Below are 20,893 nucleotides of genomic sequence, written 5' to 3' on the forward strand. Positions count from 1 at the left end.
TATGGATTTTAGTTTGACAAAAGAACAAGAATTAGTAAGACAAATGGTTAGAGAGTTTGCTGAAAATGAAGTAAAACCAATAGCAGCAGAAATAGATGAAACAGAAAGATTTCCTATGGAAAATGTAAAGAAAATGGCTCAATATGGAATGATGGGAATTCCATTTTCAAAAGAATACGGTGGCGCAGGTGGAGATGTATTATCCTACATTCTTGCAGTTGAAGAATTATCAAAGGTTTGTGGTACTACAGGTGTTATTCTTTCAGCTCATACATCACTTTGCGCTTCATTAATAAATGAGCATGGTACAGAAGAACAAAAACAAAAATATCTAGTACCTTTAGCTAAGGGTGAAAAAATAGGTGCTTATGGATTGACTGAACCAAATGCAGGAACAGATTCTGCAGCACAACAAACAGTAGCTGTACTTGAAGGAGATCATTATGTAATTAATGGTTCAAAAATATTCATAACAAATGGAGGAGTTGCAGATACTTTTGTTATATTTGCAATGACTGATAGAACAAAAGGAACAAAAGGTATATCAGGATTTATAATAGAAAAAGGCTTTAAAGGCTTCTCAATTGGTAAAGTTGAACAAAAGCTTGGAATAAGAGCTTCATCAACAACTGAACTTATATTTGAAGATATGATAGTACCAGTAGAAAACATGATTGGTAAAGAAGGAAAAGGATTTCCTATAGCAATGAAAACTCTTGATGGAGGAAGAATTGGTATAGCAGCTCAAGCTTTAGGAATAGCTGAAGGTGCTTTCAATGAAGCAAAAGCTTACATGAAAGAAAGAAAACAATTTGGAAGAAGTCTTAACAAATTCCAAGGACTTGCATGGATGATGGCAGATATGGATGTGGCTATAGAATCAGCTAGACATTTAGTGTATAAGGCTGCATGTCTTAAACAAGCAGGACTTCCATATACAGTTGAGGCTGCAAGAGCTAAACTTCATGCTGCAAATGTAGCAATGGATGTAACAACTAAGGCAGTACAATTATTTGGTGGATACGGATATACAAAAGATTATCCAGTTGAAAGAATGATGAGAGATGCTAAGATAACTGAAATCTACGAAGGAACTTCAGAAGTTCAAAAGTTAGTTATTTCAGGAAATATTTTCAGATAATTTAAGGAGGTTAGAAGGATGAATATAGTTGTTTGTTTAAAGCAAGTTCCAGATACAGCGGAAGTTAGAATAGATCCAGTTAAGGGAACACTTATAAGAGAAGGAGTTCCATCAATAATAAATCCAGACGATAAAAATGCACTTGAGGAAGCTTTAGTATTAAAAGATAATTACGGTGCACATGTAACAGTTATAAGTATGGGACCTCCACAAGCAAAGAATGCTTTAGTAGAAGCACTAGCTATGGGAGCTGACGAAGCTATACTTTTAACAGATAGAGCATTTGGAGGAGCAGATACACTTGCAACTTCACATACAATTGCAGCAGGAATTAAAAAATTAAAATATGATATAGTTTTTGCAGGAAGACAGGCAATAGATGGAGATACAGCTCAGGTTGGACCAGAAATAGCAGAACATCTTGGAATACCTCAAGTAACTTATGTTGAAAGTGTTGAGGCTAATGGAGATACTTTAAAGGTTAAAAAAGCATGGGAAGATGGATATGAAGTTGTTGAAGTTAAGACACCAGTTCTTTTAACTGCAATTAAAGAATTAAACCTTCCAAGATATATGAGTGTTGGAAAAATATTCGGAGCATTTGATAAGGAAATAAAGATGTGGAGTGCTGATGATATAGAAGTAGATAAGGCTAATTTAGGTCTTAAAGGTTCACCAACTAAGGTTAAGAAGTCATCAACTAAAGAAGTTAAAGGACAGGGAGAAATCATTGATAAGCCTGTTAAAGAAGCTGCAGCATATGTTGTTTCAAAATTAAAAGAAGAACATTATATTTAAGTTAGGAGGGATTTTTCGATGAATAAAGCAGATTACAAGGGCGTATGGGTCTTTGCTGAACAAAGAGACGGAGAATTACAAAAGGTATCATTGGAATTATTAGGTAAAGGTAAGGAAATGGCTGAAAAATTAAGTGTTGAATTAACAGCTGTTTTACTTGGACATAATACTGAAAAGTTATCAAAGGAATTATTAGCTCACGGAGCAGATAAGGTTTTAGCAGCAGATAATGAACTTTTAGCACATTTCTCAACTGATGGTTATGCAAAAGTTATATGTGATTTAGTTAATGAAAGAAAGCCAGAAATATTATTTATAGGTGCTACTTTCATAGGAAGAGATTTAGGACCAAGAATAGCAGCAAGACTTTCTACAGGTTTAACTGCTGACTGTACATCACTTGATATAGATGCAGAAAATAGAGATTTATTAGCTACAAGACCAGCATTTGGTGGAAACTTAATAGCTACAATAGTTTGTTCAGATCACAGACCACAAATGGCTACAGTAAGACCTGGTGTGTTTGAGAAATTACCTGTTAACGATGCAAATGTTTCAGATGATAAGATTGAAAAAGTTGCACTTAACTTAACATCAGCAGATATAAGAACAAAGGTTGTTGAGGTTGTTAAGGCAGCTAAAACCATTGCAGATATTGGAGAAGCTAAAGTGTTAGTTGCTGGTGGTAGAGGAGTTGGAAGTAAAGAGAACTTCGCAAGACTTGAAGAATTAGCAGAAGTACTTGGTGGTACAGTAGCAGCTTCAAGAGCAGCAATTGAAAAAGAATGGGTAGATAAAGATCTTCAAGTAGGTCAAACTGGTAAAACTGTAAGACCAACTCTTTATATTGCTTGTGGTATATCAGGAGCAATCCAACATTTGGCAGGTATGCAAGATTCAGATTACATAATTGCTATAAATAAGGATGCAGAAGCACCAATAATGAAGGTAGCTGATTTAGCTATAGTTGGTGACTTAAATAAAGTTGTACCAGAATTGATAGCTCAAATCAAAGCTTCTAACAATTAATATAAATATTTAAAAATTATTTGTGCCAAAATACTTATATAGTATTTTGGCGTAATTTAGATAATTTTTCAAAATTTAAGGAGGTATGTTTGATGAAAAAGGTATGTGTTATAGGTGCAGGTACTATGGGTTCAGGAATTGCTCAAGCATTTGCAGCTAAAGGATTCGAAGTAATATTAAGAGATATTAAAGATGAATTTGTGGATAGAGGATTAGATTTTATTAATAAGAATCTTTCTAAATTAGTTAAAAAAGGAAAGATAGAAGAAGCTACAAAAGTTGAAATATTAACTAGAATATCAGGAACAGTTGACCTTAATTTGGCAGCTGATTGCGACCTAGTTATAGAAGCAGCTGTTGAAAGAATGGATATTAAAAAGCAAATATTTGCTGACTTAGATAACATATGTAAGAAGGAAACTATACTTGCTTCAAATACATCATCACTTTCAATAACAGAAGTGGCATCAGCAACTAAAAGGCCTGATAAGGTTATTGGTATGCATTTCTTTAATCCAGCTCCTGTTATGAAACTTGTAGAGGTAATAAGAGGAATAGCTACATCACAAGAAACTTTTGATGCAGTTAAAGAAATATCTGTAGAAATAGGAAAAGATCCTGTAGAAGTTGCAGAAGCACCAGGATTTGTTGTAAATAGAATATTAATACCAATGATTAATGAAGCTGTTGGTATATTAGCAGAAGGAATAGCTTCAGTAGAAGATATTGATAAGGCTATGAAACTTGGAGCTAATCATCCAATGGGACCATTGGAATTAGGAGATTTCATAGGTCTAGATATATGTCTTGCTATAATGGATGTTTTATATTCAGAAACTGGAGATTCTAAATATAGACCACATACATTACTTAAGAAATATGTAAGAGCAGGTTGGCTTGGAAGAAAGTCAGGAAAAGGTTTCTACGACTATTCAAAATAAAATATAAAAATCCCCATTATCAAATGGGGATTTTTTATATATAATATACTTTTAGAGGAGGGATTATTATATGGATTTTGATATGATTGAAGAAATAGAAAATGGAATTGTCATAAAAAATGTAAAAAGCTTTGAGCTTAAGGATATATTTGATTGCGGTCAATGTTTTAGGTGGAAGAGAGAAGACAATGGAAACTATATAGGAGTTGCCCTTGAGAAAGTAATAGAAGTTGAAAAAAGACAAAATGATGTTGTTATGTACAACATTAGTGAAAAAGAATTTAAAAATGTGTGGAGTGACTACTTTGATTTGTATAGAGATTATAGTGAAATAAAAGAGGAGTTGAGTAAGGATCCTCTATTAAAAAAATCAGTAGATTTCGGATCAGGAATAAGAATTTTAAAACAAGATCCATTTGAAATGCTTTTATCATTTATAATTTCGGCAAATAATAGAATACCAATGATAAAGAAATGTATAAATAACATAAGTGAGAGGGCAGGGAAGAAGCTTCAATATAAAGGTGAGACATATTATGCCTTTCCTACAGTAGATGAGCTTCATGACTTTACTGAGAAGGATTTTGAAGAATGTACGGCAGGATTTAGGGCTAAGTATTTAAAAGATACAGTAGACAGGATATATAATGGAGAGTTTAATTTACACTATATAAAAAGTTTGGATGATGATAAATGTCATGAGGAACTTAAAAAAATTATGGGAGTTGGACCCAAGGTTGCTGATTGTATAATGCTTTTTTCAATGCAAAAGTACTCAGCATTCCCTGTAGATACCTGGGTAAAGAAGGCTATGATGAGTCTTTATGTTGCACCGGATGTATCTTTGAAAAAAATAAGAGACTTTGGAAGAGAAAAATTTGGAGATTTATCAGGTTTTGCACAGCAGTATTTATTTTATTATGCAAGAGAAAATAATTTGAAGTTATAAGAGATATAATCAATAGCAGAATGTGTTTTTACTAAGGGAGGGATGGGTTTTGATAAGAAACTTATATAATAAGCTAAAAAAGTATAGATTGCATATATTAGGAGTGATTTTGCTTGCATTTCTAATATATGTTGGATATGTATATTATTCTAAGTATTTTTATATATTAAAAAGTCCGCAAAAAGTAAAAGCTTTTATTCTTTCTTATGGAAAGTTTAGCTTTTTAGCATTTTTTGTTTTACAGTTTTTCCAAGTAGTCGCATTTTTTATACCTGGTGAAATAATTCAGATTGCAGGTGGATATATATATGGAACAATGCTTGGAACACTGATATCTGTGTTAGGAATAACAGCAGGAAGTGCAGCGGCTTTTTATATCTCCAACAAATTGGGCAGACCTTTTGTAAAAAAAATATCAGGAAAAAATAATATAAGTTTCTTTGAAAAACTAATTAAAAATGGTGAAATAAAGTATGTAATAACACTTATTTATCTAGTGCCAGGTCTTCCTAAGGATATTTTAGCATATGTATGTGGAATAACTGAGGTAAAAGGTAGAGATTTTATACTTTATTCTACAATAGGAAGACTACCAGGCATATTTGTTTCTGCCTATTTTGGAAATACAATAACTAAGGGTAATATAAAGATGATGATTATAATAGCTGTTATTGCAGTTGTTTTATTTGGTATAGGTGTTATTAAAGGAAAATACATATTAAATCAAATATCTAATATAAAGTCTAAAAAATGAGAATAATCTTAGAATTTCTTTGATTTGTATAGCTTCATTAATATGCCTCCTAGTATAAAACATAATATTAATATTAATATAGAGCAGTGAAGAAAAAATTCTTCAGGCAATATTAATATTACAGGATCATCTGCTGGGTCAAAGAGCCAATAATTATTGTTGAAAAACAGTTCATGGAACTTTATAAAGACATTAGAAAAACCATTTAAGGATAGTATACCAATGATAATAGGAATAATAAAAAGCATAAGTGAGCTGATTTTAAGGTAAAGTTTTTTTCTTTTTTTAAAGCACAGTATAATTCCAACTAGAATTGGTAAAAATATAGAAAAAGCTGCCATATTAACTTTTTTTATAAGGTTTTCTACATCCATAAAATGAATTTGACCATGAGAAGAAGAAGGCAAATTTGGTAGATTAAAGGTTTTTTTAGGGGTAGCTCCATTTATATAAGAAATCATATAGTTATAGTCTTCTTTAACTTTAGAATCGTTTAACACAATCTTTTTCCCAGTGTAGCTCTCTACAGTACTGTTAAAATTAGATGTTATATTTAATGCCTTTATATCATAGTAATAAAGATATTTAAAGTTTATGGTTAAGTTTATTATCATTGAAAATAAGAAAGTAAAAATAAGTATGGATAATATTATTTGTAGAAAGTTAGATAATTTAGACATTTAATCATTCCTTACAATATAAAATTTATTTAATGATTATTTCCTGTATAATAAATATTATACACAAATAGTGATATGTGAAAAAGTAAGAAAAACAATAAAAACAAGAAGTATTTACTTATAATTAAAATATATCTAGCAAATTCAGGCTTATAAGGTAAAATTGATATTTGCTAATATATTCAGTATTATTTATTATAATAATTGTGTTAGCACTCAAGATTAACGAGTGCTAACAAGTTAAAATAAGCTTATACTAAAAGTAAATTAATATAATAAAAAAATTAACATATTTTTAAGGAGGGGTTTAAAAATGAAAATTAGACCACTTGGTGACAGAGTTGTTATTAAGAGATTAGAAGCAGAGGAGACTACTAAAAGCGGTATAGTATTACCTAGCTCAGCTAAAGAAAAGCCTCAAATGGCAGAAGTTGTTGCTGTAGGTCCTGGTGGAGTTGTAGAAGGTAAAGAAGTTCAAATGCAAGTTAAAACAGGAGATAGAGTATTTTTCTCTAAATACAGTGGAACAGAAATAAAGCTTGATAATCAAGAATTGTTAATTTTAAGACAAGACGATATTTTAGGAATAGTAGAAGAATAAGACCACATAAATTGTTAATAATTCAGGGAGGGATTCTAAATGGCAAAGCAAATATTATACGGAGAAGAAGCAAGAAGAGCTATGCAAAAAGGTGTAGATAAGCTTGCAAATACTGTTAAGGTTACTCTTGGACCAAAAGGAAGAAATGTTGTTTTAGATAAAAAATTTGGCTCACCACTTATAACAAATGATGGAGTAAGTATAGCAAAGGAAATAGAACTTGAAGATCCATATGAAAATATGGGAGCACAACTTGTTAAAGAAGTTGCAACAAAAACTAATGATGTAGCAGGAGACGGAACTACTACAGCAACACTTCTTGCACAAGCAATAATAAGAGAAGGATTAAAAAATGTTACAGCTGGAGCTAATCCAATGCTTATAAGAAGCGGAATAAGACTTGCTGTAGAAAAAACAGTTGAAGGACTTAAAGGAATATCAAAAAATGTTAATGGAAAAGAAGATATAGCAAGAGTTGCTTCAATTTCAGCAGCAGATCCTGAAATAGGAAAATTAATAGCAGATGCTATGGAAAAAGTAGGCAACGAAGGTGTTATAACTGTTGAAGAATCAAAATCAATGGGTACAGAGCTTGATGTTGTTGAAGGTATGCAATTTGATAGAGGATATTTAAGTCCATATATGGTAACAGATCAAGAAAAGATGGAAGCTGTACTTGATGATCCATATATATTAATAACAGATAAGAAAATATCAAATATACAAGAAATTCTTCCACTTCTTGAGCAAATAGTTCAACAAGGTAAGAAATTACTTATAATAGCTGATGATGTTGAAGGAGAAGCTTTAGCTACATTAGTTGTTAATAAATTAAGAGGAACATTTAACTGTGTTGCTGTTAAAGCACCAGGTTTTGGTGATAGAAGAAAAGATATGTTAAGAGATATAGCAATTCTTACAGGTGGAGAAGTTATATCTGAAGAACTTGGAAAAGATCTTAAGGATGTAAAAGTTGAGGATCTTGGAAGTGCTGAAAGCATTAAAATATCTAAAGAAAACACTACAGTTGTAAATGGAAGAGGCGACAAGAACGCAATCCACGACAGAGTTGCTCAAATAAGAGGTCAAATAGAAGAAACTACTTCTGATTTTGATAGAGAAAAATTACAAGAAAGATTAGCAAAACTTGCTGGTGGAGTTGCAGTTATAAAAGTTGGAGCTGCTTCAGAAACTGAATTAAAAGAAAGAAAAATGAGAATTGAAGATGCGCTTGCAGCTACAAAAGCAGCTGTTGAAGAAGGTATAATTGCTGGTGGTGGTACTGCATATATTAATGTATTACCAGAAGTAAAAGAATTAACTTCTGAAGACCCAGATATTCAAGTTGGTATAAATATAATAATTAAAGCACTTGAAGAACCAGTAAGACAAATAGCTGCAAATGCAGGACTTGAAGGTTCAGTAATTATAGAGAAAATAATAAAAAGTGATAAAGGCATTGGATTTGATGCATTACATGAAAAATATGTTGATATGTTAAATGTAGGAATTGTTGATCCAACTAAGGTTACAAGATCAGCACTTCAAAATGCTGCATCAGTAGCTTCAACATTCCTTACAACAGAATGTGCAGTAGCAGATATTCCTGAGAAAGAAAAGCCTGAAATGCCAGGTGGAGCACCAGGAATGGGAATGGGCGGAATGTACTAATAAAAAGCTCAAGCATATAAAATAAGATAATTAAAGGACTGAATCCTGTTTTTAGGATTTAGTCCTTTTCTTTTAATAATAAAAAAATATTAATTAAACGTTTTGAATTATAATAAGAAATACAACTAAATTTTCAGGTGAGAATTATTTTCTATTTTGTTTATAATGTAGCTGCTATGTTTTTGAAGCTTATTTTCTTTTTTAAGCTTGCTCATATAGAGAGAAAGATTACTACTCGTATCAAAGGCAGATATTGCCCCGTAAACCCCAGCGATAGAAATACAAGTCAGATTAAAGGTATCCTTAACACCTTTTCTATCAATACCAACTATATATTTATTTTTTCTATCTACTTCATTGAAAAAATTTAAAACCCCACTATCAAATCTGTCTATAATTAACCCACTTAATTTATAACATTCCTCCAAAGAGGCTTTAACAATGCAAATAAAATCATCCCCACCAATATGACCAACAAAGCTTTTTAAGGTGAATATTTCCAGTAAGCAATCTTTTATTATGTTTGCAGTAAATTTTAATATTTTATCGCCATTTTCAAAACCATAAACATCATTATAAACTTTAAAATTATCTAAATCTAAATAAAGTACACAAAAATTTTCATTTGAATTTAAAATATCTGATAGTGTTTTTTCAATAAGCATATTACCAGGTAAGCCAGTAAGGGGATTTAATTCTCTAGCATAATTTTTTTCAATTGCTACAGTAAATTCAAGAAGTTTTTTTATGGTAACTATACCGTAGTAGTAATTATTTTTAGTTACAATAACATAGTCATATATCTTATCAGAATCACGTTCCATTGCCATTTTAGCAGTATCACCTATATTTGTATTATAATCTACTATAAGAGCATTCTTGTCCATTACAAGTTCAACAGGACGTTTTGAAAATATAGCTACACCATATTGAGTTGCAAGTACGGAATCAAGAGTATGTTTCATAACAAGACCTACAGGAATATTATTTTCAACAATGCAAGCACCGGTAAGTAAAGTTGAATGAAAATACTTTTTTAGTTCAGAACATGAAAGTTTTCTGTCAAATGATGAATAATTTATTGCAATATCTCCTATTCTACCTTTATCAAAGCTAAAATAATTTCTTTTAAGTCTATTATAATTTAAAATGAGTTTTTTTACTTCAGTGGGTGTCTCATAAAAATCAGGTTTTGGTTTAAGAATAAAGAAGCCTTGGCCGGCATAAACACCTAAGTCTATTAAAGTTTTGAGTTCACCCTCTGTTTCGATACCTTCTGCTATTAGTTTTAGGTTTGCAGCTTTGGAAAAGTCTACGAAAGATTTTACAAGAAGTCTTTTGAAATTATTTTTATCTATATTTTTTATAAGTTCTATATCTAGTTTTATATAATGAGGTTTTGTTTCTGATATAGTTTGAAGTCCTGAATATCCTGAACCAGTATCATCTAGGGCTATTCTATATCCTTGATCAGTATAGCGTTTTAGTACTTTTGAAAAAGCTTTGTAGTCTGAAATTGCGGTTTTTTCGGTTATTTCAAATATTATATTGTCAGGAGATATATTATATTTAGCAAGATATTCTTTAGTTAAGCCAGTTTGAAAGTTTTTATTTTTAATAATTTCAGGATCTACATTTAAAAAAAGAAGTTTATTTGCATTTATGTTTCTAGCGTTTTTAATAGCACTAATTCTACATGCAAATTCAAGTTCCCAGGTTTTATTGAATTCTTTAGCTGTACTAAAAAGACTATTAGGTGAGTAGAGAGAAGAGTTTTCAGGACCTCTGCTTAGAGCTTCATATCCTAGAACTTTTCCATTTGAAAGAGAAATTATAGGTTGAAATAAGGTGGTTATATTCATATCTTTAAGAATTTCCTCTAATTGATATAACATATCCATTTTAACATCTCCAATATAAAATATTCATTTAGGTTAAAAAACATATAATACAAAAGTACGTATAGAATTTGTACTATAAAGTATTTTAGGTGCAATCCTTTAAGTAGAAAAGTCAATAAGAACAATTTAGTATTATTACAATGATATTACTTATATGTTAATTATAGGTTAAGGACGAGTTAAATAACTATACATATTTTTGCTATTTTAAGAAAGTTTTTAATCAAAGATGATGTAAAAATGATTGACAAAATGCATTTTTTTAAATAAAATAGAAGTTAAAATAATCGATATAGAGAAAATAATTTGATTGTTAAGTAAACGTGTCAAAAGATGCTCACAAAATTAATATTTTGATACATATAGCTTTGTGTTTATTAAATTCTCTATAATATAGTTTAACTCATATATTTCCTGAATATGGCGGGATGTTTCTACAAGGAACCTTAAATTTCTAACTATGAGTGATTTGGTTGTATGCAAAAGCATGCTGATTTTCACTCTGGAAATTGGTGTGCTTATGTTCTAAGTAAAAGGTTTCATAAAATTCTGTATATTTATTATTATATGTAATTATACTATCATAAATATTTTTGAAAGGAAGTTGTACAAATGGCAAAAATCATAAAACAAGCTTATACATTTGATGATGTTTTACTTGTCCCTAATAAATCAGAGGTATTACCAAAAGAGGTTGATCTTTCTACGAATTTAACAAAGAAAATAAAACTTAATATACCACTAATGAGTGCGGGAATGGATACAGTTACTGAATCAAAAATGGCTATTGCTATGGCAAGAGAAGGCGGAATCGGAATAATTCACAAAAACATGACAATAAAAGAACAAGCAAGTGAAGTTGATAGAGTAAAAAGACAAGAAAATGGAGTTATTACTAATCCTATATCCCTTTCAAGAGATAATTCAGTTCAAGAAGCCCTTGATTTAATGAAGAAATATAGAATATCAGGTGTGCCTATAACAGATAAAAAAGGAAAATTAATAGGAATAATTACAAACAGAGATATTGTTTTTGAAACAGATTATTCAAAAAACATAGAAGAATTAATGACTACAGAAAATCTTGTAACAGCACCACAAGGGACAACTATAGATGAAGCTAAAAATCTTTTAAAGAAACATAAAATAGAAAAACTTCCTTTAGTAGATGATAATTTTATGCTTAAAGGTTTAATAACAATTAAAGATATAGAAAAAATAAGAAAATTCCCTAATGCAGCAAAGGATTCTCAAGGAAGATTACTTTGTGGAGCAGGTGTTGGCGTAACAGGAGATATGATGGACAGAGTTAAAGCTCTTGTGGAAGCTTCTGTTGACGTAATAGTTTTAGATACAGCTCATGGACATTCACAAGGAGTTTTAGAAGCTGTAAAAACTATAAAGAAAGCTTATCCAGAACTTCAAGTTATAGCAGGAAATGTTGCTACAGCAGGTGCGGTTCATGATTTAATAGAAGCTGGAGCAGATTGTGTAAAGGTTGGTATAGGACCTGGATCAATTTGTACTACAAGAGTTGTTGCAGGAATAGGAGTTCCACAACTTACAGCAGTTATGGATTGTGTAGAAGAAGCTAATAAATATGGAGTTCCAATAATTGCAGATGGCGGAATAAAATACTCAGGAGACATAGTTAAAGCCTTAGCAGCTGGAGCAAAAGCAGTTATGATGGGTTCTATGTTTGCAGGTTGTGAAGAAGCTCCAGGAGAAACTGAAATTTATCAAGGTAGAAGCTATAAGGTATACAGAGGAATGGGATCTTTAGCTGCTATGCAGTGCGGAAGTAAAGATAGATATTTCCAAGAAGGAAACAAAAAACTTGTTCCAGAAGGTGTTGAAGGAAGAGTACCATTTAAGGGATCTGTAATTGAAACAATATTCCAAATTTTAGGCGGAATACGTTCAGGAATGGGATATTTAGGTTCAAGAACTATGACAGAGTTATTTGAAAAGGCAACTTTTGTAGTTCAAACATCAGCAGGATTAAGAGAAAGTCATCCACATGATATTTCAATAACTAAGGAAGCACCTAATTACAGCGTAAACCAATAATAAGAATTATAACAATAAAATTTTATAAAAAACTAGCTAATACTTAACTTATCATTGTATATTGATGCATAAGTTAAGTTTTATCTTGGCTTTTATATAAATTAGGAGGAAAAAATGGAAAAACAATTAGTTTTAGTTATTGATTTTGGTGGTCAGTACAATCAACTTATAGCAAGAAGAGTAAGAGAGCACAATGTGTATTGTGAAATAGTTCCATACACTTATTCAATAGATAAAATAAAAGAGAAAAATCCTAGTGCAGTAATATTTACTGGTGGTCAAAATAGTGTGTATGGAGAAAATGCACCTCAAGTTGATAAAGAAATTTTTGAACTTTCAGTACCTGTGCTTGGAATATGCTACGGTCATCAACTTATAACTCATACTTTAGACGGAGAAGTTAAGACATCAGAAATAAGAGAATATGGAAAAACTAATGTTACTTTAGATAATACTTGTGAATTATTTGAGGGAATAGAAAGCAATAATTCATGTTGGATGAGTCATACAGATAGAGTTGAAAAGGTACCAGAAGGTTTTAAAGTTGTTGGAAACACTGAAGTTTGTCCAGTTGCAGCTATGGCAAATAAAGATAGAAAGATATATGGAGTTCAGTTCCATCCAGAAGTTTTACATACCCCTTTTGGTGAACAATTTTTCTCAAACTTTTTATTTAAAGTATGTGGTTTAAAATCAGATTGGTCAATGTCTTCCTTTGCTAAGGAAAAAATTCAACAAATAAAAGAAGTTGTAGGAGATAAAAAAGTTTTATGTGCACTTTCAGGTGGAGTAGATTCATCTGTTGCTGCAGTTTTAGTTCATAAAGCAATTGGAAAACAACTTACATGCGTATTTGTTGATCATGGTCTACTTAGAAAAGATGAGGGCGATCAAGTTGAAAGTATTTTTAGAAAACAGTTTGATATGAACTTAATAAGAGTTAATGCTAAGGATAGATTTCTTGGAAAGTTAAAAGGAGTTTCTGATCCTGAAAGAAAGAGAAAAATAATCGGAGAAGAGTTTATAAGAGTTTTTGAGGAAGAAGCTAATAAGCTAGGTGAGATAGATTTTCTAGTTCAAGGAACAATTTATCCAGATGTTGTTGAAAGTGGAACAGATACTTCTGCAACTATAAAAAGTCATCATAATGTTGGTGGACTTCCAGAGGATATGAAATTTGAACTTATAGAACCATTAAGAGAATTATTTAAGGACGAAGTAAGAGCAGTTGGAGAAGAACTAGGAATTCCTCATAAGCTTGTATGGCGTCAACCATTCCCAGGACCAGGTCTTGGAATAAGAGTACTTGGTGAAGTGACAGAAGAAAAGCTTGAAATAGTAAGGGAAGCAGATGCTATTTTCAGAGAAGAAATTGCAAATGCAGGTCTTGAAGAAAAGATATGGCAGTACTTTGCATGCCTTCCAAACATTCATTCTGTTGGAGTTATGGGTGATGGTAGAACTTACTGTGAAACTGTAGCTTTAAGAGCTGTAACTTCTTCTGATGCTATGACTTCTGATTGGGCTAGAATTCCATATGAAGTTTTAGATAAGGTTTCAAGAAGGATAGTAAATGAAGTTAAAGGTGTTAATAGAATAGTTTATGACATAACTAGTAAACCACCTGCAACTATTGAGTGGGAATAGTTTCTACAATAAAAAATATGGCTCTATATAGGCATTTACACGTGGTTAATAGATTGGGTGACCAGCTATTGACCACGTTTTTTATTTTGGGCTAAAAAAGTATTTATGTTTTGGACTACATCAAATTGATGACGAGGATATAAATGCCCATATGTTTTTAATACTTCCCTTACATCTGTATGCCCTAACCTTTGAGCAATAGCAATTATATTAACGTCTAAAGAGATTAAAAAAGATGCATGCGAGTGCCGTAAAGCATGTACTTTTATCTTTTTTATTCCGGCTTTTTTTGAATGCCTTTCTATAGCATGTTTAGGAAAAAATTTATTTGTTGGTAATCCATCAAGTGAAAAGATAAATGAATCTTTTTTACTATTAAATAAAGTTTTCTGAACTTCTTGCCAGTCTAATAATAATTTACAAGTAATATCGTCAATTATAATATCTCGTATTGATGAATCATTTTTTAAATTATCAAATTGCCAAGTATCTTTATTTTTATAATTTAGATCTCTAGTTATTTTTAAAATCTTATCTTTACTAATGTCTTTCCACTGCAAAGCTTGCATTTCAGAAAATCTTAATCCAGTATAAAATAGAAAATGTATCATTATAAATCCAAAATATTGCAATAAATCATTTTTATCAAAAGTATTTAGTACTTGATCTAATTCATCTTTAGTCCAAAATTGTACTTCGGTTTTTACTCTTTTTACATTACCAGCTTTTTTTACTGGATTAATGTTTACTACACCAAGTGTTATTGCTCTTTCAAAAATAGCGCTAAGCATGATGTGCAAGTTTCTCACATAATTCTGATTGTTGCCATTTTCTAGTAAATATTGATGCCATTTTTCTATTTGCAAAGGTGTTATTTTTGATATAGAATATTCACCAAAATAATTAACTATATTTTTATCTATACTTGAAATTCTATTCTCGTAAGTTGTGATTCTAACTTGAGTTTTATACCACTTTTTATATTCCTCAATAAAAGCCTTAATCTTAGTAGATTTATTATATATTAAAGTGCCAGCATAATATTCATTTTTTAATTTGTTATATTCCTCTATTGCTTCTTTTTGATTTTTAAAACCACGTCTTGTTGTTTGCCGTCTTTTACCTGTTTTAGGATCAGTCCCTAATGAAATTTTAAACCAATATAGTTTTCTTGAATCTTGCTTTATGTTAGTATTTGAAGCAGCCATAAAATCACCTTTTCTTTATAATATTTATTCCAAATTTATTATAATTTTTTCTTTTTAGATTTACAATACTTACAATTACATTCTACAAGATCCCTAGGGCATACTTCTAAAACATTAGCTATTGTTTCTAAAGTATTTAAAGTAGGGCTTTTACATCTTTTATCCGATTCTAAATTTGAAATATATCCCTGTGCCAACCCAGATAATTTGCTTAACTTTTTTTGTGTAATTTTTTTCTTTTTTCGATATTGTTTTATCTTAAGTACAAACATTTTTGGTTCACCCTTTTAATTAAATTTAATATTATTTAATAACACTTAATTAATTTTATTACAATTTACAATTAATATCTATAATTAAAAAGTGGAAATATTCTGTCGGAAATATCTCTGGGAGCGATATTTTTTTGATGTATAATAATATTACAAAATTAATATTTTTAACAATTTTGTAATTGTTTCAATGTAAAAAGTTTTAATCTATTTAAAGTATTATTTATCATAGAAACATAAAAATACAATGGGGGAGTATATGTGGAATATACAATTAAGCTAGAAGAAGAATTTGAAAATAAATTAAAAAAGTTAATAGAAAAAGAACGCAAAAATTAATTTGCGCTCTTTTTCTTTATTATATAATGATTTACGTCAGCTTTCATAGCAGCAGTAAGGACTTCCATAACTCCATCAGAAAAATCAGTGTTCTCTTTTAATAATCCTATTTCTATTAATTGCTCTATTGCTTTTTTTAAGCATTTAAATTCTTGTCTTTTTTCAACCCATTCTTTTTCTTCTGTGACTCCATATAGCCAATATTCTTCTGGCTTTTTACTTAAGGTTACTAATTTCAAAAGAAATTTTTTAGATGCATTTCTTTTTCCACTCTCCAGCATATTGTAAAAGGCAGTACTTACATTTAGTAATTTTGCCATATCCTTTTGGTTTTCTATTCCTAGTTCAAGCCTATATTTCTTAAGCCTTTCATTAAATTCCATCTTAATGCCCTCCCGACAGTAAGATTATATAATAAGTTTACAATTTTGTAAAGTACGTTTATTAAATTAACAAACTTGTAAAACGTAGATATACATTAATAATGGAAGAAAAAGTAAGAATTAAAGAGATAATTTATAATAACAGTTGATTTTTATGATTTACAAATTAGTTAAAAAAGTTTACTATTAGGTTGTAGCAAGGAAGGAGGGAAAAGCAAATGACATTAAAGGAACTAAGACGGAAATCTTTTATACAGCAACAAGGAATCGCCTTAAAGCTTGGCATTTCAAGGCAGCAATACCACAAAATAGAAAAAGGAATAGCAACACTAGACAGCAAGAAACTTGAAAAATTATCCAATATTTTCAATAAAACACCGCTTGATATTTTAAAGTGTTGGGAGGAAAGCAGAAATGGAACTAGATGTTGAAGCAACGGCAAAACTTGTAGAATTTTTAGAAAAAATAAAAAAAGAAAAAGTTAACAAGAAGTAACTGGGAGTGAGCTAATGGAGAAAGAAAAAACAGATTATCCAATTGTTTTAACTGCAAAACATGTGGCTGAAATAATGAGTTGCAGTGAAGTAACAGCTAGGACATATATAAAAACAGTAAATGCAAAATTAACAGAACAAGGTAAGCTTTCAAGTAATGCAATTTCTAAAATATCAAGAGTGCCAAGAGATTATTTCTTTGAGATTTTTGGCATTTAATAAGGGAGTGATTTAAATGTTAAAACTTAAACATTTATTTACAAATGTAAGCGAAGACAAAGTGATTTCTTATTGCAAAGAATTGACTACAGGAAAGTATTACAAAGTAGTTAACAGCGGAGATATAGGACGTGTAATGGAGGAAATAACAGAAATAAGCCAAGACGAATTTACTTTAAAATTTACAGAAAGAATCCATGATAAGTTGAATTCTAAAAGCAAAATTTTAGGCATGAATGGGTATTATTTTGACAACTCAAGCAATGAAATTACTTTTGATCCTAAAGAAAAACTAGTGGAGGAAATTTCAAAGTCTTTACATTATGATTCAGCAGATTCTGAAATATACGCAAAGTATTGGCTTAAGAAAACAGTAGCAGAATATAAAAAAGCTTATTGCATATATAGATGCTGAGAATGACTTGATTATTAACAGAGTGAATTTTGCTTATAGATTAGGCACTGAAAAACTTAATAAGAGAGCAATGCAGACATTGAAACTTGACAAAGAAAGAAATCTTATTACAGAGAAAGAATTCTTAGAAGCTATGGAAGTTATAAAAAACAATTAGGGAGGTTTAATATGAACGATTTAAAAATAATTAATCATGAAGGAGTAAATGTAACTGACAGCAGAGAAGTTGCAGAAATAATAGGAAAAGATCACTCACATTTAATGAGAGATATTAAAGGATATGTTTCGATAATTTCAACCAATCCAAAATTGGATTCGTTAGATTTCTTCATTGTAGATAATTATAAAGATGCTAAAGGTGAAGAAAGACCATGTTACTTACTAACTAAGCAAGGTTGTGAAATGGTAGCAAATAAAATGACAGGTAAAAAAGGAGTACTTTTTACTGCTGAGTATGTTCAAGCATTTAATAATATGGAAAAGCAAGTAAAGATATTAACTCCAAGAGAAGAATTAAAATTGCATTATGAAGTTTTAGAAACACACCAAGCAGATATACAGGAAGTCAAAGCAGATATAAAGGATTTAAAAGAGAATTCGCCACTTTTCAATATTGAATGTGAAGAACTTCAAAAGTTAGTGAAAAAGATAGGAACTAAAGTATTGGGTGGACATGATTCTGTATCTTATAAAGATAAATCTTTGAGAACAAAAATTTATGCAGATTTACAAAGTCAGATAAGAAGGGAATTTGGAGTAGGTAGCTATAAAGCAATAAAAAGATGTCAACTAGAAGAAGCCAAAAAAATTGTATTAGGGTATAAAGCACCTATAGTACTTAAAGATAAAATAGACCTACTAAACAATCAAATTAATATGCATAGCCGCATGATTATGTAGGAGGTGTAAACAATGCCTAGAAGATATTTACCGCTCATAGTCGGCTTACCATATTTAACTTTTAAATATAAGAGTACGCTGACTAATAAGTATTTGAAAGATTATTATATAACGGATTTAGGCGGAGTGCTATTTATGGAAAGGAGACAAAATACATGACTTTTAGTGATGTAATTAAGGACTTAATGCTTAAAGATATTGTAATAGGTAGTATTAGTAGTGTGGTTGTAATTATAGCTTTATATACGCTTTATACAGCTATGTGGTGTATATAAAAAATACCCTCGCCAAAGGGTACAAATAAAATTTTATAACAAATTAATTGTAAATGAAAATTAATAAAAAATCAAATGGAGGTAATGAAAGAATGAATATAGATATATCAAAAATTATTAGTGACAAAATCAAGGATATGGAAGGGAACAAAGTCGTTGAAACTGTTATAGAAGAAACTATTGAAAACTCAATTGTAGCAGCAGTAAAAAGCGCACTATCAGGATATGAATTAAAAAGAACGCTTGAAAAGAAGATGGAGAAGGAAGTTTCACAAGTAGTATCCAACATAGGATTTACTGGTTATAACGGTTTTATTGCAGAAAAGGTTAAGGAAATTACACAAGGTGCTTTGCGTGAAGATATTGTTGAAACTATAACTAAAAAATTTAATGAAATTTTGATTATGAAAAAAGATAAAATAAAGCTTTCAGAGATATGTGATGCATACAGGGAGTATATTTGTGAGAATGTTGATGAAAGCGAAAAATATGAGCTTCAAGATTTTTATACAAGTATAAAAGAAGATGAAAAATATCACTGGATAGATGTAAGGTTTGCTAAAGCAGAAAAAGGATATTCATATGATAATAATGACATTAGATTTTCTCTTCATAGACGATCCAACAATAATGATGTTTGGTATATAGGAACCTTAAATATTGATGGATATGACATTTGTAAAACTTTAGATTTTACAAATGTCAGATATTGAGTTGCTTCTTATCAATCTAAAATACAATGATACATCAATAGAAATAGATGTTGATGAAGATGATATTGACAGTAGTTTTGATATAGATTATTAAAATGAAATAAAGCAGGTGAGGTTATGGCGGACAACAAAAAATATTATTATATGAGACTTAAAGAGAATTTTTTCGATAGTGAAGAAATTAAAATACTTGAGTCTATGCCAAATGGTTATAAATACTCAAATATACTTTTAAAGCTGTATTTAAAATCATTGAAAAATGATGGGCAATTAAGACTTAATAAGTATATCCCATATAATGTTGATATGATTGCAGCAATAACATGCCATGATATAGATACTATACGCTCGGCATTAGATAAATTTGTAGCATTAAAATTAATTGAAGTATTAGACAACGGAACAATTTACATGTTAGGAATACAAAGTTTTATAGGAAAAACAAGTACAGAAGCCGACAGAATCAGGACGTACAGAGCAAAAATTGAAGAAGAAAAAAAGCAACTTCAAGAGCCTGTTTGTACAAAATCTGTACAAATGTACACCAGAGATAAAGATAGAGATAAAGATAGAGATAAAGATAGAGATAAAGATAGAGATATTAAAATATCATGGAAAGATATTTTTGTCGTATGGAACGACCTACCTAGTCCAATAAAGCCAATAAAATCTATAACAGAACTTAGAAAAAATAAAATAAAGGCTCGTATGAACAGCTTAAAACTTAAGCAAGAAGATGTTCTAAAGGCTATTAGTAACATTAAAAACTCTAAATTTCTACAGGGTAATAATAGTAAGGGTTGGATAATCGATTTTGATTGGTTATTCAAGGATGATACTAGGTTTAGCAAGGTATATGAGAGCAAATATGATGATAAGGTAGCAAATAAAAAGATCGATAATTTCAATAATTACGAGCAGCGTAAATATGATTATGATGATTTGGAAAAGAAGCTATTAGGTTGGGATGAAGGAGAGTAAATGAGTTTAAATTTTTGGATAGATGAAGTAATAAGGCTAGTAAGAGAAGGACATAGCATTAAAAAGGCTTGTAAGGTAGTTAAGAATTGGAGGAATGAATAATGAGAAAAATTAAGTTTAAATTTTGGGACAAAGAAAAAAATAGAATGTATGATGAAACACCAGAATGGGCAATTGGATGTACTGGTGAAGTATCAAGATTAAAATATCATGATAGTAATGCAGGTGATTGTGTTGAATGGGAAGGGACATATTATTCTAAACATATAATTCCATTAGAGTATACAGGAATAAAAGATGATAAAGGGTATGAAATATGTGAGGGAGATATAGTCTTAAAAACATCTATGTTAGTATCTAATGTAAAACCATTCAAAGGTAAAGTTGAGTTTTCCGAAGGATCATGGTGGATAGATAATGGTAAAGATGCCATTAAGTTATTTACAGAATGTGACGAGTTAGAAAAATTAGGAAACATATATCAAGATCCAGAATTGTTGAAGGAATAGTGA

General features: G+C 30.2%; 24 protein-coding genes and 1 riboswitch. Of the genes, 19 read left to right on the top strand and 5 right to left on the bottom strand.

All coding sequences use genetic code 11. The features are described 5' to 3' along the window. Position 1 precedes the first annotated feature (1 nt). From CLFE_RS06500 to CLFE_RS06525, 6 genes are all read left to right on the top strand, one after another. The gene (locus CLFE_RS06500) at positions 2–1,141 is read left to right on the top strand and encodes an acyl-CoA dehydrogenase (RefSeq protein ID WP_077894636.1); all 1,140 of its coding nucleotides are present in this window, start codon (positions 2–4) and stop codon (positions 1,139–1,141) included. An 18-nt stretch (positions 1,142–1,159) separates the two neighbouring features. Beyond that, on the top strand, positions 1,160–1,939 hold the full coding sequence (locus tag CLFE_RS06505) for an electron transfer flavoprotein subunit beta/FixA family protein (RefSeq protein ID WP_077834177.1): 780 nt from the start codon (positions 1,160–1,162) through the stop codon (positions 1,937–1,939). A gap of 18 nt (positions 1,940–1,957) precedes the next feature. Then, positions 1,958–2,968, top strand: coding sequence for an electron transfer flavoprotein subunit alpha/FixB family protein (locus CLFE_RS06510; RefSeq protein WP_077894637.1), 1,011 nt, complete (start codon positions 1,958–1,960; stop codon positions 2,966–2,968). Positions 2,969–3,060: 92 nt separating this feature from the next. After that, positions 3,061–3,909, top strand: a complete 849-nt coding sequence (locus CLFE_RS06515) for a 3-hydroxybutyryl-CoA dehydrogenase (RefSeq protein WP_077834179.1) — start codon at positions 3,061–3,063, stop codon at positions 3,907–3,909. A 70-nt stretch (positions 3,910–3,979) separates the two neighbouring features. Continuing rightward, positions 3,980–4,858 carry a DNA-3-methyladenine glycosylase family protein gene (locus CLFE_RS06520; RefSeq protein ID WP_077834180.1) on the top strand — a complete coding sequence of 293 codons (879 nt, stop codon included), beginning with the start codon at positions 3,980–3,982 and terminating at the stop codon, positions 4,856–4,858. A 49-nt stretch (positions 4,859–4,907) separates the two neighbouring features. Next, positions 4,908–5,612, top strand: coding sequence for a TVP38/TMEM64 family protein (locus CLFE_RS06525; RefSeq protein ID WP_077894638.1), 705 nt, complete (start codon positions 4,908–4,910; stop codon positions 5,610–5,612). An 8-nt stretch (positions 5,613–5,620) separates the two neighbouring features. On the opposite strand, the gene CLFE_RS06530 is transcribed toward CLFE_RS06525, so the two are convergent. Next, on the bottom strand, positions 5,621–6,292 hold the full coding sequence (locus CLFE_RS06530; protein WP_077834182.1) for a TIGR01906 family membrane protein: 672 nt from the start codon (positions 6,290–6,292) through the stop codon (positions 5,621–5,623). 313 nt (positions 6,293–6,605) lie between these two features. On the opposite strand from CLFE_RS06530, the gene groES reads away from it, so the two are divergent. Further along, the gene (groES, locus tag CLFE_RS06535; RefSeq protein ID WP_077834183.1) at positions 6,606–6,893 is read left to right on the top strand and encodes a co-chaperone GroES; all 288 of its coding nucleotides are present in this window, start codon (positions 6,606–6,608) and stop codon (positions 6,891–6,893) included. A 39-nt stretch (positions 6,894–6,932) separates the two neighbouring features. Then, a complete protein-coding gene (groL, locus tag CLFE_RS06540) occupies positions 6,933–8,564 on the top strand; it encodes a chaperonin GroEL (protein ID WP_077894639.1) in 1,632 nt (543 codons plus the stop codon). A gap of 125 nt (positions 8,565–8,689) precedes the next feature. On the opposite strand, the gene CLFE_RS06545 is transcribed toward groL, so the two are convergent. After that, on the bottom strand, positions 8,690–10,465 hold the full coding sequence (locus tag CLFE_RS06545) for an EAL domain-containing protein (protein ID WP_077894640.1): 1,776 nt from the start codon (positions 10,463–10,465) through the stop codon (positions 8,690–8,692). Between the two features lie 383 nt (positions 10,466–10,848). After that, positions 10,849–10,946: riboswitch (purine riboswitch) on the top strand. 131 nt (positions 10,947–11,077) lie between these two features. Here CLFE_RS06545 and guaB point away from each other — a divergent pair. Beyond that, positions 11,078–12,535: an IMP dehydrogenase gene (guaB, locus tag CLFE_RS06550; protein ID WP_077894641.1), complete on the top strand. Its 1,458-nt coding sequence runs from the start codon at positions 11,078–11,080 to the stop codon at positions 12,533–12,535. A gap of 114 nt (positions 12,536–12,649) precedes the next feature. After that, entirely contained in the window at positions 12,650–14,182 is a 1,533-nt protein-coding gene (guaA, locus tag CLFE_RS06555) for a glutamine-hydrolyzing GMP synthase (RefSeq protein WP_077894642.1), read from the top strand. A gap of 65 nt (positions 14,183–14,247) precedes the next feature. On the opposite strand, the gene CLFE_RS06560 is transcribed toward guaA, so the two are convergent. The 3 genes from CLFE_RS06560 to CLFE_RS06570 all read right to left on the bottom strand — a co-directional run bounded on the left by CLFE_RS06560 (position 14,248) and on the right by CLFE_RS06570 (position 16,384). Next, complete coding sequence (locus tag CLFE_RS06560; RefSeq protein WP_077894643.1) at positions 14,248–15,390, bottom strand: site-specific integrase; 1,143 nt, start codon at positions 15,388–15,390, stop codon at positions 14,248–14,250. Between the two features lie 38 nt (positions 15,391–15,428). Further along, the gene (locus CLFE_RS06565; protein ID WP_077894644.1) at positions 15,429–15,662 is read right to left on the bottom strand and encodes a helix-turn-helix domain-containing protein; all 234 of its coding nucleotides are present in this window, start codon (positions 15,660–15,662) and stop codon (positions 15,429–15,431) included. A 335-nt stretch (positions 15,663–15,997) separates the two neighbouring features. Further along, entirely contained in the window at positions 15,998–16,384 is a 387-nt protein-coding gene (locus CLFE_RS06570; protein WP_077894645.1) for a helix-turn-helix transcriptional regulator, read from the bottom strand. Positions 16,385–16,602: 218 nt separating this feature from the next. Here CLFE_RS06570 and CLFE_RS06575 point away from each other — a divergent pair, with 218 nt between their 5' ends. The 9 genes from CLFE_RS06575 (at position 16,603) to CLFE_RS06615 (ending at position 20,890) form a co-directional block, all read left to right on the top strand. Continuing rightward, positions 16,603–16,815, top strand: coding sequence for a helix-turn-helix domain-containing protein (locus CLFE_RS06575; protein ID WP_077894646.1), 213 nt, complete (start codon positions 16,603–16,605; stop codon positions 16,813–16,815). Between the two features lie 78 nt (positions 16,816–16,893). Next, a complete protein-coding gene (locus CLFE_RS06580; protein WP_077894647.1) occupies positions 16,894–17,097 on the top strand; it encodes a hypothetical protein in 204 nt (67 codons plus the stop codon). Between the two features lie 16 nt (positions 17,098–17,113). Next, entirely contained in the window at positions 17,114–17,512 is a 399-nt protein-coding gene (locus CLFE_RS06585; RefSeq protein ID WP_077894648.1) for a hypothetical protein, read from the top strand. A gap of 7 nt (positions 17,513–17,519) precedes the next feature. Then, positions 17,520–17,669: a hypothetical protein gene (locus tag CLFE_RS06590; RefSeq protein WP_242951684.1), complete on the top strand. Its 150-nt coding sequence runs from the start codon at positions 17,520–17,522 to the stop codon at positions 17,667–17,669. An 11-nt stretch (positions 17,670–17,680) separates the two neighbouring features. Then, positions 17,681–18,412 (top strand): ORF6C domain-containing protein, encoded by a 732-nt coding sequence (locus CLFE_RS06595; protein ID WP_077894649.1) that lies wholly within the window; start codon positions 17,681–17,683, stop codon positions 18,410–18,412. Positions 18,413–18,424: 12 nt separating this feature from the next. Further along, positions 18,425–18,571 carry a flavoprotein gene (locus tag CLFE_RS06600; protein ID WP_077894650.1) on the top strand — a complete coding sequence of 49 codons (147 nt, stop codon included), beginning with the start codon at positions 18,425–18,427 and terminating at the stop codon, positions 18,569–18,571. A 169-nt stretch (positions 18,572–18,740) separates the two neighbouring features. After that, positions 18,741–19,400, top strand: a complete 660-nt coding sequence (locus CLFE_RS06605; protein ID WP_250944737.1) for a hypothetical protein — start codon at positions 18,741–18,743, stop codon at positions 19,398–19,400. Positions 19,401–19,517: 117 nt separating this feature from the next. After that, the gene (locus tag CLFE_RS06610) at positions 19,518–20,381 is read left to right on the top strand and encodes a phage replisome organizer N-terminal domain-containing protein (RefSeq protein ID WP_077894651.1); all 864 of its coding nucleotides are present in this window, start codon (positions 19,518–19,520) and stop codon (positions 20,379–20,381) included. A 101-nt stretch (positions 20,382–20,482) separates the two neighbouring features. Next, a complete protein-coding gene (locus tag CLFE_RS06615; RefSeq protein ID WP_077894652.1) occupies positions 20,483–20,890 on the top strand; it encodes a YopX family protein in 408 nt (135 codons plus the stop codon). The last annotated feature ends 3 nt before the right edge of the window (positions 20,891–20,893 follow it).

Source organism: Clostridium felsineum DSM 794 (assembly GCF_002006355.2).
GTDB classification, from domain to species: Bacteria; Bacillota; Clostridia; order Clostridiales; family Clostridiaceae; genus Clostridium_S; species Clostridium_S felsineum.

Bases quoted from the DNA above. Each gene is read 5' to 3' on its own strand.
- CLFE_RS06500 (WP_077894636.1), top strand. From the start codon at position 2: ATGGATTTTAGTTTGACAAAAGAACAAGAATTAGTAAGACAAATGGTT.
- CLFE_RS06505 (WP_077834177.1), top strand. From the start codon at position 1,160: ATGAATATAGTTGTTTGTTTAAAGCAAGTTCCAGATACAGCGGAAGTT.
- CLFE_RS06510 (WP_077894637.1), top strand. From the start codon at position 1,958: ATGAATAAAGCAGATTACAAGGGCGTATGGGTCTTTGCTGAACAAAGA.
- CLFE_RS06515 (WP_077834179.1), top strand. From the start codon at position 3,061: ATGAAAAAGGTATGTGTTATAGGTGCAGGTACTATGGGTTCAGGAATT.
- CLFE_RS06520 (WP_077834180.1), top strand. From the start codon at position 3,980: ATGGATTTTGATATGATTGAAGAAATAGAAAATGGAATTGTCATAAAA.
- CLFE_RS06530 (WP_077834182.1), bottom strand. From the start codon at position 6,292: ATGTCTAAATTATCTAACTTTCTACAAATAATATTATCCATACTTATT.
- groES (WP_077834183.1), top strand. From the start codon at position 6,606: ATGAAAATTAGACCACTTGGTGACAGAGTTGTTATTAAGAGATTAGAA.
- groL (WP_077894639.1), top strand. From the start codon at position 6,933: ATGGCAAAGCAAATATTATACGGAGAAGAAGCAAGAAGAGCTATGCAA.
- CLFE_RS06545 (WP_077894640.1), bottom strand. From the start codon at position 10,465: ATGGATATGTTATATCAATTAGAGGAAATTCTTAAAGATATGAATATA.
- guaB (WP_077894641.1), top strand. From the start codon at position 11,078: ATGGCAAAAATCATAAAACAAGCTTATACATTTGATGATGTTTTACTT.
- guaA (WP_077894642.1), top strand. From the start codon at position 12,650: ATGGAAAAACAATTAGTTTTAGTTATTGATTTTGGTGGTCAGTACAAT.
- CLFE_RS06560 (WP_077894643.1), bottom strand. From the start codon at position 15,390: ATGGCTGCTTCAAATACTAACATAAAGCAAGATTCAAGAAAACTATAT.
- CLFE_RS06565 (WP_077894644.1), bottom strand. From the start codon at position 15,662: ATGTTTGTACTTAAGATAAAACAATATCGAAAAAAGAAAAAAATTACA.
- CLFE_RS06570 (WP_077894645.1), bottom strand. From the start codon at position 16,384: ATGGAATTTAATGAAAGGCTTAAGAAATATAGGCTTGAACTAGGAATA.
- CLFE_RS06575 (WP_077894646.1), top strand. From the start codon at position 16,603: ATGACATTAAAGGAACTAAGACGGAAATCTTTTATACAGCAACAAGGA.
- CLFE_RS06580 (WP_077894647.1), top strand. From the start codon at position 16,894: ATGGAGAAAGAAAAAACAGATTATCCAATTGTTTTAACTGCAAAACAT.
- CLFE_RS06585 (WP_077894648.1), top strand. From the start codon at position 17,114: ATGTTAAAACTTAAACATTTATTTACAAATGTAAGCGAAGACAAAGTG.
- CLFE_RS06595 (WP_077894649.1), top strand. From the start codon at position 17,681: ATGAACGATTTAAAAATAATTAATCATGAAGGAGTAAATGTAACTGAC.
- CLFE_RS06600 (WP_077894650.1), top strand. From the start codon at position 18,425: ATGCCTAGAAGATATTTACCGCTCATAGTCGGCTTACCATATTTAACT.
- CLFE_RS06605 (WP_250944737.1), top strand. From the start codon at position 18,741: ATGAAAATTAATAAAAAATCAAATGGAGGTAATGAAAGAATGAATATA.
- CLFE_RS06610 (WP_077894651.1), top strand. From the start codon at position 19,518: ATGGCGGACAACAAAAAATATTATTATATGAGACTTAAAGAGAATTTT.
- CLFE_RS06615 (WP_077894652.1), top strand. From the start codon at position 20,483: ATGAGAAAAATTAAGTTTAAATTTTGGGACAAAGAAAAAAATAGAATG.